The organism is Virgisporangium aurantiacum (assembly GCF_016863635.1).
In the GTDB taxonomy this organism is placed as follows: domain Bacteria; phylum Actinomycetota; class Actinomycetes; order Mycobacteriales; family Micromonosporaceae; genus Virgisporangium; species Virgisporangium aurantiacum.
The window spans coordinates 152228-167952 of sequence record NZ_BOPG01000034.1; the positions used below are offsets into that span (position 1 = coordinate 152228).

General features: G+C 71.9%; 14 protein-coding genes. 4 read left to right on the top strand and 10 right to left on the bottom strand.

All coding sequences use genetic code 11. The annotated features are described in order from the left end of the window. Positions 1–64: 64 nt before the first annotated feature. Positions 65–1069 (top strand): Hsp70 family protein, encoded by a 1005-nt coding sequence (locus tag Vau01_RS28540; protein ID WP_203998636.1) that lies wholly within the window; start codon positions 65–67, stop codon positions 1067–1069. Here the strand turns inward: Vau01_RS28540 and Vau01_RS28545 are convergent. The 7 genes from Vau01_RS28545 to pgsA all read right to left on the bottom strand — a co-directional run bounded on the left by Vau01_RS28545 (position 1066) and on the right by pgsA (position 6586). Then, positions 1066–1815: a YebC/PmpR family DNA-binding transcriptional regulator gene (locus Vau01_RS28545; RefSeq protein WP_203998638.1), complete on the bottom strand. Its 750-nt coding sequence runs from the start codon at positions 1813–1815 to the stop codon at positions 1066–1068. The genes Vau01_RS28540 and Vau01_RS28545 overlap by 4 nt on opposite strands. Further along, positions 1815–2426: a pyridoxal 5'-phosphate synthase glutaminase subunit PdxT gene (gene pdxT / locus Vau01_RS28550; protein ID WP_203998640.1), complete on the bottom strand. Its 612-nt coding sequence runs from the start codon at positions 2424–2426 to the stop codon at positions 1815–1817. Before pdxT ends, Vau01_RS28545 begins: the two co-directional genes overlap by 1 nt. Beyond that, positions 2416–3324, bottom strand: coding sequence for a pyridoxal 5'-phosphate synthase lyase subunit PdxS (gene pdxS / locus Vau01_RS28555; RefSeq protein ID WP_275423960.1), 909 nt, complete (start codon positions 3322–3324; stop codon positions 2416–2418). Before pdxS ends, pdxT begins: the two co-directional genes overlap by 11 nt. Before the next feature lie 91 nt (positions 3325–3415). After that, the gene (locus Vau01_RS28560; RefSeq protein ID WP_203999113.1) at positions 3416–3922 is read right to left on the bottom strand and encodes a hypothetical protein; all 507 of its coding nucleotides are present in this window, start codon (positions 3920–3922) and stop codon (positions 3416–3418) included. Between the two features lie 12 nt (positions 3923–3934). Further along, positions 3935–5047, bottom strand: a complete 1113-nt coding sequence (locus tag Vau01_RS28565) for a glycosyltransferase family 4 protein (RefSeq protein WP_203998642.1) — start codon at positions 5045–5047, stop codon at positions 3935–3937. Between the two features lie 17 nt (positions 5048–5064). Further along, the gene (locus Vau01_RS28570; RefSeq protein ID WP_203998645.1) at positions 5065–5964 is read right to left on the bottom strand and encodes a phosphatidylinositol mannoside acyltransferase; all 900 of its coding nucleotides are present in this window, start codon (positions 5962–5964) and stop codon (positions 5065–5067) included. After that, entirely contained in the window at positions 5957–6586 is a 630-nt protein-coding gene (pgsA, locus tag Vau01_RS28575) for a phosphatidylinositol phosphate synthase (protein WP_203998648.1), read from the bottom strand. The genes Vau01_RS28570 and pgsA overlap by 8 nt, the downstream gene beginning before the upstream one ends. 178 nt (positions 6587–6764) lie before the next feature. Between pgsA and Vau01_RS28580 the strand changes: the two genes are divergently transcribed. The 3 genes from Vau01_RS28580 (at position 6765) to Vau01_RS28590 (ending at position 12615) form a co-directional block, all read left to right on the top strand. Beyond that, on the top strand, positions 6765–8921 hold the full coding sequence (locus tag Vau01_RS28580; RefSeq protein WP_203998651.1) for an elongation factor G-like protein EF-G2: 2157 nt from the start codon (positions 6765–6767) through the stop codon (positions 8919–8921). 175 nt (positions 8922–9096) lie between these two features. Beyond that, complete coding sequence (locus Vau01_RS28585; RefSeq protein WP_203998654.1) at positions 9097–11079, top strand: serine hydrolase; 1983 nt, start codon at positions 9097–9099, stop codon at positions 11077–11079. Positions 11080–11154: 75 nt separating this feature from the next. Next, positions 11155–12615: a sigma-70 family RNA polymerase sigma factor gene (locus tag Vau01_RS28590; RefSeq protein WP_203998657.1), complete on the top strand. Its 1461-nt coding sequence runs from the start codon at positions 11155–11157 to the stop codon at positions 12613–12615. Positions 12616–12885: 270 nt separating this feature from the next. Here the strand turns inward: Vau01_RS28590 and Vau01_RS28595 are convergent, their stop codons facing one another. From Vau01_RS28595 to Vau01_RS28605, 3 genes are read right to left on the bottom strand one after another with little or no spacing between them, the layout of a single operon-like run. Further along, positions 12886–14436 carry an AMP-binding protein gene (locus Vau01_RS28595; RefSeq protein ID WP_203998660.1) on the bottom strand — a complete coding sequence of 517 codons (1551 nt, stop codon included), beginning with the start codon at positions 14434–14436 and terminating at the stop codon, positions 12886–12888. Beyond that, entirely contained in the window at positions 14433–15212 is a 780-nt protein-coding gene (locus Vau01_RS28600; RefSeq protein ID WP_203998663.1) for an enoyl-CoA hydratase/isomerase family protein, read from the bottom strand. The genes Vau01_RS28595 and Vau01_RS28600 overlap by 4 nt, the downstream gene beginning before the upstream one ends. Beyond that, the gene (locus Vau01_RS28605; RefSeq protein WP_203998666.1) at positions 15203–15718 is read right to left on the bottom strand and encodes an HIT family protein; all 516 of its coding nucleotides are present in this window, start codon (positions 15716–15718) and stop codon (positions 15203–15205) included. Before Vau01_RS28605 ends, Vau01_RS28600 begins: the two co-directional genes overlap by 10 nt. Positions 15719–15725 lie beyond the last annotated feature (7 nt).

Here is a 15725-nt window from a genome sequence, read left to right on the forward strand (position 1 = left end):
GCATGCCCGCCACCGGGTTCGCCCTCGGCACCGCGTCGTCGGCGCCGCCCGCCCCGAGGTGACGATGACCTGCCCGGCGAGTTGGGCGGGCCCGCGCCGGGGAGTGCTCGCCGAGGCGGCGGAGAAGGCCGGGCTCGGCACCGTGTCGTTCGTCGCCGAACCGGTGGCGGCGGCCGCGTACTTCGTGCACGTGCTCGGCCACACGATGCCCACCGGATCCGTCCTGGTCGTCCACGACATGGGCGCCGGCACGTTCGACGTCACGGCCGTCGCCCGCACGGCGCGCGGCTTCGAGGTGGTCGCCGTCGCGGGCCGTGACGACCTCGGCGGCGCCGACCTGGACGCGGCGCTGGTCGACCACCTGGGCACGGCCGCCGGCATCGACCACCCCTGGGTCACCCACCCGGCGACGGTCGAGGAGCGCCGGTGGCGCCGGCTGCTGTGGGACGACGTGACCGCGGCGAAGGAGCGGCTCTCCCGCGCCGCGACGGCGGAGATCCTGGTGCCGGCCGCGGGCGTCGAGGCCCACCTGACGCGCGCCGAACTGGAGTCGGCGGTCGGACCGGCGCTCGCGGAATCGGTGGCGGCGACGGCGAAACTCACGGCGGCGGTGACGGCGGGGACGCGCGGGGTGGCCGGCGTGTTCCTGGTCGGCGGGACCAGCCGGATCCCGCTGCTGTCGACGTTGCTGTTCCGCGCGCTGGGCCGGGCACCGGTGGCGATCGAGCAACCCGAACTGGTGGTGGCCGAGGGCAGCGTGCTGCCGGGCGTCCCGAAGGATCCTGCCCCGGCGTCCGCGCGACCGACGGTGGGCCCTGTGGCCGGCCCGGCGCCGGCGGCGCCCGTGCCGCCGCGCCCCGAGCGGTGGAGGCGGTGGCTGCCGGCCGCGCTGATGCCGCTGGCCGCCGCCTCGGCGACGGTGCTGATGGCCGTCGGAACCCTGGTGGTGCTGGGCGTGGCCGTCGGCGGCCTGGTGGGGTGGAGCATCCTCAACGGGCAGGGCTTCCTGCCCAACTGGGGATGGCTGCCGGCGGCCCCGTGGTCGGCGGAGCCACCGCCGGGCGCCTAGCCGACGGCGGCCATGACCTCGTCGGAGACGTCGAAGTTGGCGTAGACGTTCTGCACGTCGTCGCAGTCTTCGAGGGCGTCGATCAGCTTGAAGATCTTCGTGGCGCCGTCGGCGTCGAGGGGGACCTGGACGCTGGGCAGGAACGAGGAGTCGGCCGACTCGTACTCGATCTCCGCCTCCTGCAGCGCGGTGCGCACCGCCACCAGGTCGGTGGGCTCCGACACCACCTCGAACGCCTCGCCGAGGTCGTTGACCTCCTCGGCACCCGCGTCGAGCACGGCGAGCAGCACGTCGTCTTCGGTCTTGTCGCCCTTCGGGACGATCACCACGCCCTTGCGGGAGAACATGTACGACACGCTGCCCGCGTCGGCGAGCGTGCCGCCGTTGCGGGTGAGCGCCGTGCGCACCTCGGTGGCCGCCCGGTTGCGGTTGTCGGTGAGGCACTCGATCAGCAGGGCGACGCCGTTCGGCCCGTAGCCCTCGTACATGATCGTCTGCCAGTCGGCGCCGCCGGCCTCGGCACCGGAGCCGCGCTTGACCGCGCGGTCGATGTTGTCGACGGGCACCGACGACTTGCGCGCCTTCTGGATGGCGTCGAACAGCGTGGGGTTGCCGGCCGGATCACCGCCGCCGGTGCGCGCCGCCACTTCGATGTTCTTGATGAGCCGGGCGAACAGCTTGCCGCGCTTGGCGTCGACGACAGCCTTCTTGTGCTTGGTGGTCGCCCACTTTGAGTGGCCGGACATCAATCCTCCGTCGACTTGGCCCTCCGCGCCATGTCCACGAAGAGCCGGTGTACGCGACGATCTCCGGTCAGCTCGGGGTGGAAGGCGGTCGCGAGGACGTTCCGCTGGCGTACCGCGACGATCCTACCTTCTGACGGCCCGGCGCTGACGCGGCCCAACACCTCCACGTCGTCGCCCACCCGTTCGACCCACGGCGCGCGGATGAACACCGCGTGGAAATCCTCGCCGTTGAGCGCCACGTCGGCCTCGAACGAGTCGACCTGCCGCCCGAACGCGTTGCGCCGCACGGTCACGTCCAGAGCACCCAGCGAGACCTGGTCGGGCCGCCCGTCGAGCACCTCGGACGCCAGCATGATCATGCCGGCGCAGGAGCCGTACGCGGGCAGCCCGTCGAGCACCCTTTTGCGCAACGGCTCGTACACGCCGAAATCAACCATGAGCTTGCTCATCGTGGTCGATTCGCCACCCGGAATCACGATCCCGTCAAGATCGTCGATCTCGGAAGGCCGCCGAACGGGTTCAGCTGCCACGCCGAGCGAACGCAGCGCGGCCAGATGCTCGCGCACGTCACCTTGCAGGGCGAGGACCCCGATCAGGAGCTCACCAGCCACGGGTGGCGAGCCGCTCGGAGTCGGGCAGGGTCGCGACGTTGATGCCGACCATTGCCTCCCCGAGGCCCCGCGACACCTTCGCGATCATCGTGGGGTCGTCGGCGAACGTGGTGGCCTTGACGATCGCGGCCGCCCGCTTCGCCGGGTCGCCCGACTTGAAGATGCCCGAGCCGACGAACACGCCCTCGGCGCCGAGCTGCATCATCATCGCCGCGTCGGCCGGGGTGGCGATGCCGCCCGCGGTGAACAGCACCACCGGCAGCTTGCCCGTCTCGGCGACCTCCTTGACCAGGTCGTACGGCGCCCGCAGCTCCTTGGCGGCGGCGAACAGCTCGGTCTCGTCGAGCGTCGCCAGCCGGCGGATGTCGCCGCGGATCTGCCGCATGTGCCGGGTGGCCTCGACGACGTTGCCGGTGCCGGCCTCGCCCTTCGAGCGGATCATGGCCGCGCCCTCGGCGAGCCGGCGCAGCGCCTCGCCCAGGTTGGTGGCGCCGCACACGAAGGGCACGGTGAACGCCCACTTGTCGATGTGGTTGGCCTCGTCGGCGGGGCTGAGCACCTCGGACTCGTCGACGTAGTCGACGCCGATCGCCTGCAGCACCTGCGCCTCGACGAAGTGGCCGATGCGGGCCTTGGCCATCACCGGGATCGAGACGGCGTTGATGATGCCGTCGATCATGTCGGGGTCGCTCATCCGCGACACCCCGCCCTCGGCGCGGATGTCGGCCGGCACCCGCTCCAGGGCCATCACGGCGACCGCGCCGGCGTCTTCGGCGATCTTGGCCTGGTCGGGAGTGACCACGTCCATGATCACTCCGCCTTTGAGCATCTCCGCCATGCCCCGCTTGACGCGGGCGGTGCCGGTGACGGGCGTGTGGTTCTCGGTCTGCGCGGACACGGGTGATCCACTCCTTCAAGATCTTGGGATTCCACCCCATCGTACGTCCGCGAGCTGGGCCGGGAGCAGAGCCAATCAGAACAGGGCGGCTTCAGGCCTGCGGATCGTCGATGTCGAAATAGCGCGGCACCGGATGCTTGCTCGCCAGCCGCAACACCCGCACCAGGCGCCGCCGCCGCAACGACAGCGCGTCGCGCACGAGGTCGTTGTGCACCTGCCGGGCCAGGGCCACCCGCCGGCTGGCGCGGGCCAGATCGGCTCTCACGGCCGGTGGCGCGCCGCCGGGCCCGCCGGGGAGTTCATGTGACGCCGTGAGCACCGGCCGCAGCACGCGGGTGAGATCGTTCTCGGCGGCCTCCCGCTCGTCGGGATCCGCTTCGAGGGCTACCCGGGCGGCCCACCGCAACTGGCTGTCGCCCAGCGGTTCGGCGGCCTCCGCCGCGGCGGCGGCCCGGCGTACCAGGTGCGCGTCGAGCGCGGCCTGGGCGGCGGCGGCGCGGGCGTGGCTGCGGTCAAGGCGCCCGGCCACCCAGAGCGCATAGACGGCGACGAGCACCAGCACCGCGACCGTCGACCCCCACCACCACACCCCACGCAGTGTAGGAGGCACTCAGCCGGCGCCGTGGTGCACCTCGATCGCGGTGGCGTAGACCTCCAGGATCTGCTGGGCCAGCACCGGCCAGTCGTACTTCGCCACCACCTTGCGGGCGTGCTCGGCCTGCGCGCGCCGCCGGTCGGGGTCGTCGAGCAGCTCACCCAGCACGGTCGCCAGCCGGTCGGCGTCGTTGACCGGGAACAGCTCCCCCCCGCCGTCGAGCACCCGCCGGAACGCGTCGATGTCGCTGGCCACCACCGCCGTGCTCGCCGCCATCGCCTCGGTGAGGATCATGCCGAACGACTCGCCGCCGGTGTTCGGCGCCACGTACACGTCGACGCTGCGCAGCATGCGCCGCTTGTCGTCCTCGGAGACCAGCCCGAGGAACACGATCCGTTCCCGGATGCCGGCCGGCACGTGCCGCACCGCCTCGTCGGGGTCGCCCGGCCCGGCGACCAGCAGCCGCAACCCCGGCCGCTCGCCGGCCAGCCGGCAGAACGCCTCGCGCAGCGTCGGGAAGCCCTTGCGCGGCTCGGTGAACCGGCCGAGGAACCCGATCGCGCCGCCGGCACCGGGCCAGCCGGGCAACGGCGTCGCCGCCTCGAACTTCGCCACCGCGACCCCGTTCGGGATCTCCCAGCCGCTGCCGCCGAGGTGCTCCACCTGCACCTTCCGGGCCAGTTCGCTCACGGCGATGCGTCCGGTGATCTTCTCCATCATCGGCTGCAGGATGCCCTTCCCCGCGGCGATGATGCGCGACCGGGGCTGGGCGGTGTGGAACGTCGCGACCACCGGCGCTTCCGACGACAGCACGGCCAGCATCGAGAGGCTGGGCGTGATCGGTTCGTGCACGTGGACGACGTCGAAGTCACCGGTGGCGAGCCACCGGCGGACCCGGGCGGCGGAGACCGGTCCGAACGCCAGCCGCGCCACGGACCCGTTGTAGGGGACGGGCACCGCGCGGCCCGCCGGCACCACGTACGACGGGTGCGGGGCGTCCTCGTCGGCCGGCGCGAGCACGCTGACGTCGTGGCCGAGCGTGATCAGCGCCTCGGCCAGGTCGCGGATGTGGTTCTGGACCCCGCCCGGCAGGTCGAAGGAGTACGGCGACACGATGCCGATGCGCATTCGCCTTCCCCCGCTGCTCAGGCCGCCGACGTGGCGGCCGTTTCCGTGAGCCAGATCCGTTGCAGCATGTGCCAGTCTTCCGGATGCCGGGCGATGCCCGCCGCGAGCCGATCGGCGATCCGCTGGGTCAGCTCGCGCACCCGCACGTCGAGCGGCCCGTCGGCCGGCATCTCGATCGGGCCGTCGAGCTCGGCGACCGGACGCCCTGGTTCGTACCACATGTGCGCCACATACAGCGGTGCGCCGCTGCGCAGGGCGAGGATCGCCGGGCCGGGCGGCATCTTCGCGCGTCCACCGAAGAAGGTCACCTCGACCCCGCGGGAGGTGAGGTCGCGGTCAGCGAGCAGCGGAACGACCGCGCCGTCCTTCAGCCGGTCGATCAGCATGTCGAGCGGCGGCCGCTCGCCGCCGGTCAGCGGGATGATCTCCATACCCAGCTTCCGCCGGAACGCCAGGAACCGCTCGAAGACACCCTCCGGCTTGAGCCGCTCCTGGACGGTGGTGATCGGCCAGCCCTTGGCGGCGACCCAGGCACCGGCCGCGTCCCAGTTACCGCCGTGCGGCAGCGCGATCACCGCGCCGGTGCCGGCGGCGACCGCTGCGGCCAGCTTCTCCTCGCCGTAGAGATGGAACCAGTCGCGCACCTTCGCCGGTGACAGCGCCGGCAGCTTGAAGGCCTCCTGCCAGTACCGGGTGTACGAGCGCATGCCGCGGCGCACCAGCGCGTCCAATTGCTTTTCGGGCATTTCCGGGCCGACCACCGTGCGCAGGTTCCCGGCCAGGCGCCGCACCCCCCGGCCGCGTCGCCGGGCCGCGACGGTCGCGGCCGCGGCGAAGAAGGGCCAGGTGACGCCCGTGGGCAGCGCCCGCACCACCCGCCAGGCCGCCGTGTACCCGAACTCGGTGGCGCTACCCATCGACCCCGCCGTTCGAAGGCTCGGTCCGCGTCTGCTTGTAGACCGTGTGGAACCGCTGGACGACGGTGACCACCGACAGCAGGGCCAGGATCCACAGCACGATGTACATGCCCACGTCCCAGCCGAACCCGGCGGCGAACCCGCCGACGCCGATGCCCAGCAGGCGCTCCGGCCGCTCGACGACCCCGTTGCTGGCGGTGAGCCCGAGCGACTCGGCCTTGGCCCGCACGTACGAGGTGACCTGGCTCGCGATCAGCACGACCAGCGCGGCGAACACGGCGTGCCAGGCCTCGTCCCTGGCCGCCCACCAGGCCAGCGAGGCGAAGATCGCGCCGTCGGCGACCCGGTCGAGGGACGAGTCGAGGAACGCGCCGAACCGGCTCGACGTGCCGCGGGCCCGGGCCATCGCGCCGTCGAGGATGTCGGTGAGCGCGGAGATCGTCGCGAGGATCACGGCGACGAGGATGAAATCGTTCGCGGCGAGCACCGACGCGACGAGGATGCCGACGGTGCCGGCGACGGTGATCGCGTCGGGCGTGACCCCGACGCGCAGGAGCGTCCGGGCCACCGGGTCGACGACCTTGCCGACCGCCGGCCGCACTCCGCTGAGGATCTTCGCCATGGCGGCACCTACCTTAACCGCCTGGGGAGCGCGGTGACCTGAGGGCGCGGCTTGTTACATAGAGTTCCTGGAAGGTTTCAGGTTGGGGTTGTGTCGGGTGGCGTTCGGGTGTGGGATCGCTTAAACAGCGAGCGGACGTGAGGTGTCTCACATCTGAACCGGTGACAGGAGGCGCGTAATGGCGCAGAAGAACCAGGACAAGGGGGTCGCCGGCGCTGTGCCGGCGGTGAGCGACCCCGGCAGGGTACGCAACGTGGTGCTGGTCGGCCACTCCGGCGCCGGCAAGACGTCTCTCGTGGAGGCGTTGCTGGCGGTCACCGGAACCATCAGCCGGGCCGGATCGGTGACCGAGGGCACCACGACGTGTGACTCCGACCCCGCGTCGGTGAAACAGCAGCGGTCGGTGGCGCTCGCCTGCGCGCCGATCCAGCACGAGGGCATCAAGGTCAACCTGCTCGACACGCCGGGCTACGCCGACTTCGTCGGTGAGCTGCGCGCGGGGTTACGCGCCGCCGACGCCGCCCTGTTCGTGGTCTGCTCGGTCGACGGCATGGACGCCGCCACCGCCGCCCTGTGGGAGGAGTGCGCCGCCGTCGGCATGCCCCGCGCGGTGGCCGTCACCCGCCTCGACCACCAGCGGGCCGACTTCGAGGAGACGCTGGTCGAGTGCCAGCGGGTGTTCGGCGACAACGTGCTTCCCCTGTACCTGCCGCTGCACGGCGACGACGGCCAGAGCGTCGCCGGCCTGATCGGCCTGATCACCCAGCGCGTCTTCGACTACAGCAGCTATCCCCCCGACGTGCGCGACCCCGACGCCGAGCACCTGCCGCTGATCGAGGAGTCCCGCAACGCGCTGCTCGAAGGGATCATCGCCGAGAGCGAGGACGAGACGCTCATGGAGCGTTACCTCGAGGGCGAGCAGATCGAGACCTCGGTGATCATCGACGACCTCGAGAAGGCGGTCGTCCGCGGCCACTTCTATCCCGTGGTCCCGGTCTGCGCCGAGACCCGGGTCGGCCTCGACGCGCTGTTGGAGGTGCTGACCAGCGGGTTCCCGTCGCCGATGGAGCACCCGCTGCCGGCCGTCGCCGGTGTCGACGGCAGCCCGCGCGAGCCGCTCACCTGCGACCCCGACGGGCCGCTGGTCGCCGAGGTGGTCAAGACCACGATCGACTCGTACGTCGGCCGGGTGAGCCTGGTGCGCGTCTTCTCGGGCACGCTGCGTCCCGAGTCCGTCGTCCACATCTCCGGGCACGGCATGAGCGAACGCGGCCACCCCGACCACGACAACGACGAACGCTTCGCGCACCTCTACTCCCCGCTGGGCGCGACCCTGCGCGAGGTGAGCGCCTGCGTGGCCGGCGACATCTGCGCGATCACGAAGTCGACCAGCGCCGAGACCGGCGACACGATCTCCGGCAAGGAGACCCCGCTGCTGATCGAGCCGTGGGAGATGCCCGAGCCGCTGCTGCCGGTGGCGATCGTCGCCAAGACCCGCAGCGACGAGGACGCGCTGGCCAAGAACCTGGGCCGGTTGGTCGCCGGCGACCCGACCATGCGGCTGGAACGCAACGCCGAGACCCACCAGCTGGTGCTGTGGTGCATGGGTGAGGCGCACGCCGACGTGGTGCTCGACCGGCTGAAGTCCGGCGGCGTCGACCTCGACACCGAGCCGGTGAAGGTCGCGCTGCGGGAGACGTTCGTCACCGCGTCGAAGGGGCACGGCCGGCACGTCAAGCAGAGCGGCGGGCACGGGCAGTACGCCGTCTGCGACATCGAGGTCGAGCCGCTGCCGCGCGGGGCGGGCTTCGAGTTCGTCGACAAGATCGTCGGCGGCGTGGTGCCGCACAACTACATCCCGTCGGTGGAGAAGGGCGTCCGGCACCAGATGGAGCGCGGGATCGTCGCCGGCCACCAGGTGGTCGACGTGCGGGTGAGGCTGTTCGACGGCAAGGCGCACTCGGTCGACTCGTCCGACGCCGCGTTCCAGACGGCCGGTTCGCTGGCCCTGCGCGACGCCGCCGAGCACGGGCAGGTCGCGCTGCTCGAACCGGTCGACGAGGTGACGATCCGGGTGCCCGACCAGTTCGTCGGCGCGGTGATGAGCGACCTGTCCGGCCGTCGGGGCAGGGTGCTCGGCACCGAGCCGGATCCCGCCGGCAACGACCGCACGCTCGTGAAGGCCGAGGTACCGGCCACCGAACTGGTGCGCTACGCGGTCGAACTGCGCGCGATGACGTCGGGCGCCGGCACGTTCGCCCGGGTGTTCGCGAGGTACGACCAGATGCCCTCGCACCTCGCCGACCAGGTACGCAAGGAGCACGCCAAGGCATAACTCCCCCTGGAAGCAGTGGACGCCCGATGGTGCTGTCGGGCGTCCACTGCTGTTCCGGGTGTCCGGCGATTTCTGTCAGGTGGCCGACAGGGTGGAATTGTTGGTCGTCTCAGGGGTCGCGTCTCTTCCCCGTGAACCGGCACACTTCGGGACGGACTCCACGGGAGAGCACGCGATGAATCAGGCATCCCCCGCCTGGCAGCGCACCCGTCGACGGGCTCGCGCCGTCGTCGTGGCGCTCGTCATGCTGGCCACCGCCGCCCTGCTCACGGCGGCGCCGACCGCGTCGGCGCACCCCGTTCAGTCCTCGAAAGCCTTCGATCCCGACGAGGTGGGCTGGGGCGCCGTGCACGGGCGCACGTTCGCCGACTTCCAGCAGGACTTCGCCGCCTACGACAAGGCCGGCTATCTCGTCGTCGACCTGGAGGCCGACACGTTCGGCGGCGACCTGCGCGTCGGCGCGGCGTTCCAGTACAACACCGACAAGCGCGGCTACCTGGTCAAGACCCGGATGACCGAGGCCGACTACGCGCAGTGGACCGAGTGGGCCGACGTCCACGACTTCCGCATGGTCGACCTGGAGATCTACGTGCTCGACGGCGCGCGGCACTACGCCGCCGCGTGGGTGCAGAACGTCGAGGGCCTCGCCGGGGACGACCACCACGACCTCACCTACGCCCAGTTCGTCGACTACTACGAGGAGCAGAAGCGGCTCGGCCGCATGCCCGTCGACTTCGACGCCTACCAGACCGCGGCCGGCACCCGGTACGCGCTGATCTGGATCGACAACCCGGAGCACCTCGGCTGGCGCCTGCACGGCGACATCAGCGAGACCGAGTACGGCCAGCGGTTCGACGAGTACCGTGACGCCGGCCTCCGTCCGGTGGTCCTCGACTCGGTCAACGGCTCGTCGGCGGGCGGCGCGGGCCAGCGCTACGGCGGCATCTGGATCGAGAACCCGAACAAGCGGTACTGGATCTCGAACCGCGACCTGACCGGGCCGCAGTACGCGAACCGGTGGCACCGCAACGTCGACCTGGGCTACCGCCAGATCTTCACCGGCCGCTACCAGACCGCGGCCGGGGTGCGGTACGCCGCGATCTGGCGGGCCAACACCGACCGGCCGGCGTGGCCGCTGCGCCCGGGCGTCGACGCCAAGGTCGACGGGTTGATCGGGAGCACGCCCGGCATCAGCGTGTCGGTGGTGCGCAACGGCAAGGCCGTCTACCAGCGGGGGTTCGGCCACGCCGACGTCGCGAACGGCGTCTGGATGGACTCCGACCACGTGCTGCGCACGGCGTCGGTGGCCAAGGCGGTCGCCGGGATCCTCACGCTGCGGCTGGAGGAGCAGGGTCTGCTCAAGCGGACGGACACGGTGGCTGGCGACATGCCCGGCCTGCCCGCCCAGCACGGCGGCACCACGTACGAGCAGTTGGTGAGCAACCGCGGGTGCGTGCGGCACTACGCGAACGCGGGCACCGATCCGGCCGCCGCCGCGGCCGACGCCACCATGTCGACCACCGACTACGCCACCGCCGGCGCCGCCGCGCCGATGTTCTGGGCCGACCCGCTCGTGCCGGGCTGCACGGTCGGCATGAACGACGCGTACAGCACGCACGGGTACACCCTCGCCGCCGCGGGCATGGAGGCGGCAAGCGGCGGCACGCCCGTCTCGCTGCTGTTGCGCCAGCGGCTCTGCGACCCGCTCGGCCTCACCACGCTGCGGCAGGAGGAACCCGGTGACGCGTCGGTGCGCCGGTCGAAGATCTACGACGGCGCGGCGCCGGTCGAGGTGCCGCGCGACGAGATCTCCTGGAAGACGCTCGGCGGCGGCCTGGAGACCACCCCGAAGGACCTGACCCGGCTCGGGTCGCAGCTGCTGGCGGGCGCGGTGCTCTCGCCGGCGAACGTGACGTACCTGTGGACGGGGACCGGCTGGGGCTACGCATACGGCTTCGGCATCGGTACCGAAAGTGGACACCGACGGGTGGCGAAGAACGGCTCCCAGCGTGGCGCCGACTCCTTCCTGCTGATCTACCCCGACGATGGAATCGTGATCGCGGTGATGGCCAACCGGAGAGCCCAGGGCGGCGGGACGGCACCGGCCGAGGCGATCGCGAACGAGATCGGGAAGCAGATGCTCGCGCAGCTTCCCTAGCGGATCGCGCGTCGGTGCTGTCGGCTAAGCGGCAGACCACCGACGGTCACGGGGGAAGGACCTACTGTGCCGCCGATGGAGGACCGTGCGCTCGTCGCGGCGCTCGTCGCGGGTGACCCCCGCGGACTCGACGGCGCCTACCGCCGCTACGCCGCCCGCCTCTACGCCTACAGCCGCACCCTGCTGCACGACGGCGAGGCGGCCGCCGACGTCGTCCAGGACACGTTCGTGATCGCGGCCCGGCAGGCCGGCCAGCTCCGCGACGCCGACCGGCTGGCGGCCTGGCTGTACGCGATCGCCCGCAACGAGTGCCGCCGGCACGCGCGGGCCAGCGCCCGCCACGTCCCCCTGGAAGCCGCCGGCGATCCGGTCGCCGAACCGCTCGACCCCGCCGCCGCGCTGCAGGCCCACCAGGTCCGCGAGCTGGTGCACGCCGCGGCCGCCGGCCTGGGCGACGGCGACCGCGAGGTGATCGAGCTGGCCCTGCGGCACGGCCTGGCCGCCGGCGACATGGCCGACGTGCTCGGGATGCCGACCAACCACGTCCACGCCCGGCTGTCGCGGGCCCGGACGGCCCTGGAGCGCGCCATCGGCGTCCTCCTGGTGGCGCGGGCCGGCGGCCGCGACTGCCCGACCCTGGCCGCCCTGCTGGTCGACTGGGACGGCCGCCTGAACCCCCTGCTCCGCAAGCGCATCGGCCGCCACCTGGACGGCTGCGCCACCTGCTCGGACCGCCGCAGCCGCCTGGCCAGCCCGGCCGCGCTGCTGGCCGCCTACGTGGCCGGCCCGTTCGCGGTGGCCGCGGGCGTCCTCGCCGAACCCGACGCGCTCCGCCCGGTCGGCCACCCGGTCCCCGTGGACGCGCAGACCGGCTTCCCGAAGCAGACCGCGTCCCTGCGCGTCCCCACTCCCCGCCGGCGGGTGCTGGCCGCCGCCCTGCTGGTCCTGCTCGCCCTGGGCGCGGCCACCGTGTTCGTGCTGTCGACGGGCTCTGCGCCCGCCCCGCTGGCCGACCGCTCCGGCGAGACCCCGCCGGCCGCTCCCCCGGCCACCGACTCCCCCACCCCCGGTGGCACCCTTTCCGACGAGCATGGTTCCGCCAGCCCGGCCGGGCCCGGCGACTCGGCGCAGCCGGGCGGTGCGGGTGGTTCCGGTGACCCGGGTGACCCGCCTCCGTCGCGTGATCCGGGCGGGCCGGGCATCCTCGGCACGCCGCCACCCTCCCGCGAACCGGCACCCTTCGTCCTGCGGGTGACCCGGGCGGACCCCACCTGCGGCGCCGACGGCGCCACCTGGACCGTCACCGTGTCGGCCACCGGCACCCGGCCGATCCGCTCGGCCACGCTGGTCGTCCGGGCCGCGCCGGGTGCGGCACCGCAGCGGGTCACACTCCGGGTGGACGGGTCCACGCTGTCGGGGTCAACCCCGCCGGGGCGGGGGCCCTCCGCCGAGTGGTGGATCGAGGCCACCGCCACCGATGCGGCAACCGCCACGACCCCCGCCCGCTCGACGCCCACCCCATGCGGCCGCCGCTGACCCACCCAGGCGCACGTGAGGAATGCGCAAGGCGGCTGCTTTCACGATCTTGGAATCCCGTTGCTGTCATGGCGACAACCACATTCCTTCGTGAGCCCGATTTGCGGATCTTGGACTCCTGTAGGGGTTATGGCACCTCTTGTAGTCCAAGATCCGGAGCGGGGAAGTCCGTCCACGTCATGGCACACACGAATCTCCCCGTTCATTGAATCCGACCAAAGCGGGCACGCACACGCACCACCTGAACAATTACGGTCTCGGAAGCGGTGATCATGGCGACCAGCTCGTCGGGGTCACGCCGCGGGCCTTGAGGACGTGCTTCTCGACCTTCTCGGTCGGGGTCTTCGGGAGCGATCCGACCACGTCAACGTGGGTCGGGAGCATGTGCCTCGCCATCCGCGACGCGCACCAGGACACCAGGGCCGCCGGGTCGATCGTCCGGCCGGGGCGGGGTACCACGGCCACCATCACGTCCTCCTCGGTGAGGTCGCTGGGGACGCCGTAGGCGGCCGCTTCGAGGACGTCGGGGTGGGCGGCCACCACCTCCTCGACCTCGAAGGCCGAGATGTTCTCGCCGCGACGGCGGATCGAGTCGCTGAGGCGGCCCACGAAGTAGACGTAGCCGTCGGCGTCCTGCCGCGCCAGGTCGCCGGTGTGGAACCACAGGTTGCGCCGGGCGGCCAGGGATTCCGCCGGCATGCCGAGGTAGCCGTCGTTGATGAGGCCGGGCTCGTTCGGGCGTACCACGATCTCGCCCACCGCACCGACCGGAACGGGCACATCGGCGGCGTCGACGAGCCGCACGTCGTACGCGGGGATCGGGCGGCCGCAGGCGCCGGGGCGGCGCGGGAGCGACGGGTCGGAGTAGATCGGCACGCCGACGTCGGTGGAGCCGTACGCCTCCACCAGTTTCACCCCGAACCGCTCCTCGAACGACGACGCGAACTCCGGCATCGGCACGCCCCAGCCGAGGCGGACGGAGTGCGCGCGATCGTCCACCTGGGACTGTCGCTTGTGGAGGATCGTCAGCGTCGCACCCATGAAGTCGAACACGGTGGCGCCCATCGCCCGCACCTCGGGCCAGAAACCGGACGCGCTGAACCGTTCGCCGATCGCCGCGGTGGCGCCGAGCACGAGGGCCGGCATCACCGTCATCACGGTCGCGTCGAGGTGGAACAACGGGAACGGGCAGTAGAGGACGTCGTCGGCCCGCAGCCCGAAGTTCTCCACCATCAACTCGGCCTGCCGCACCGCGAACCGGTGTGACAGCAGGCATCCCTTCGAGCGGCCGGTGGTGCCGGAGGTGAACAGCACCAGCGCCGGGTCGGCCGCACCGTGCGCCGGCGGCGGCGGATCGCCGGGCGCTTCGAGCACGGAATACGGCAGCACCGTCCACTGTGGAAAGAGCCGCGAAACCCCCTCGTGGTCGCCGCGCACCACAAGGGTCCGGGCCGCGGTCAGTTCATTGTGGACGGACGTGAGCGCACCGACCAACGAATCGTCCACGACGAGCACGGCCGCACCGGTGAGATTGAGGACGTGCGCCAGCGCCGGCCCGCGGAACGCCGTGTTCACCGGTGCCGCCACCGCGCCGAGGCGGTTGGCGCCGAACCAGGTGACCACCGCCTCCGGACAGTTCGGGAGCAGCACCGCCACCAGGTCACCCGCGCCCACCCCCAGACCGGAGAATGCGGCCGCGGCGCGCGCGCTCAACGCGTCACATTGTTTGTAAGTGAGCTCGCGCCTGGAGAAACGGAGAAAGGCCGCGGAACCCTTTTCCTGAGCGCGCTGCGAAAGCAGCGCGTCGACCGTGGGTGTCACAGCCCGGACGGACGCCGGTGGCGCTTGCGCTCGGCGAAGTTGCGGAGCCGCTGCTGGAGTTCCTCGTTGCCGAAGCCTTCGAGGACGGCGGCGGCCTCCGCGTCGAGCGTCTCCTGCCACGGACGCGGGTCGGCGTTCAGCAGTTCCTTGGTGAGCCGCACCGCCTCCTTCGCGTAGCGGGCCGCCTGATGCGCCATCGCGACGGCCTTCGACTCCAGGTCGTAGACCGGCACGACGCGCGTGACGAGGCCGACCCGCAACGCCGACGCGGCGTCGAGGACGGTGCCGAACAGCAGCAGTTCGCGGGTCCAGCCCTCGCCGATGAGTTGGCGCAGCAGCACCGACGAACCGTTCGACAGCGTGAGGCTCCACTCGACCTCGGGGCAGGCGAACCGCGCGTTGTCGGCGGCGATGCGGGCGTCGCAGTTGACCGCGATCTCCAGCCCGCCACCGTAGGCGTAGCCGCCGACGGCGGCGATCACCGGCTGCGGCGCGAACCGTAGCGCCGTCGCCAGTTCCTGGAACTGGGCGGCCTGTGCCCGCATCTGCTCCGGCTCGAGGCCGGCGGCGGCGACGAGGTCCTCGCCGGTGTTGAACGCCTTCGGGCCGCCGGTGAGGACGATCGCCCGTACGTCCGGGTCCTCCGTGGTCTCCTTCACCGTCCCGAGGAGGAGATCGAGCATCGCCGGGTCGAGGGCGTTGTGAACCTCGGGGCGGTTCATGCGGACGACCGCCACCGGCCCGTCGCGGGTGACCTCGACCGTGCTCATTTCCATGCCCCCGAGATGAGGTCGCGGGTGTCGTGCAGGAGCTGCGGCAGCACCTTGGTGCGGCCGATGACGGGCATGAAGTTGGTGTCGCCGCCCCAGCGCGGCACGATGTGCTGGTGCAGGTGCGCCGCGATGCCGGCGCCGGCCACCGATCCCTGGTTCATTCCGAGATTGAACCCGTGCGGGGAGCTGACCGCACGCATTACCCGCATCGCGGACTGCGTGAACTCCGCGAGTTCGACGGTTTCGGCCGGGTCGAGGTCGGTGTAGTCGGCCACGTGTCGGTAGGGGCACACCATCAGGTGGCCCGGGTTGTACGGGTAGAGGTTGAGGACGGCGAAGACGGTCTCGCCCTTCCTCACGACGAGAGTCTGGTCCGGCTCCGCTTTCGGTGCGACGCAGAACGGGCAGCCCGACGGCTTGTCGTAGCCCTCGGCCGGTCGCTCCGCACCGGCGATGTAGATCATCCGGTGCGGAGTCCAGAGGCGTTCGAGATCGTCGGGCGTACTCATGCCCGAG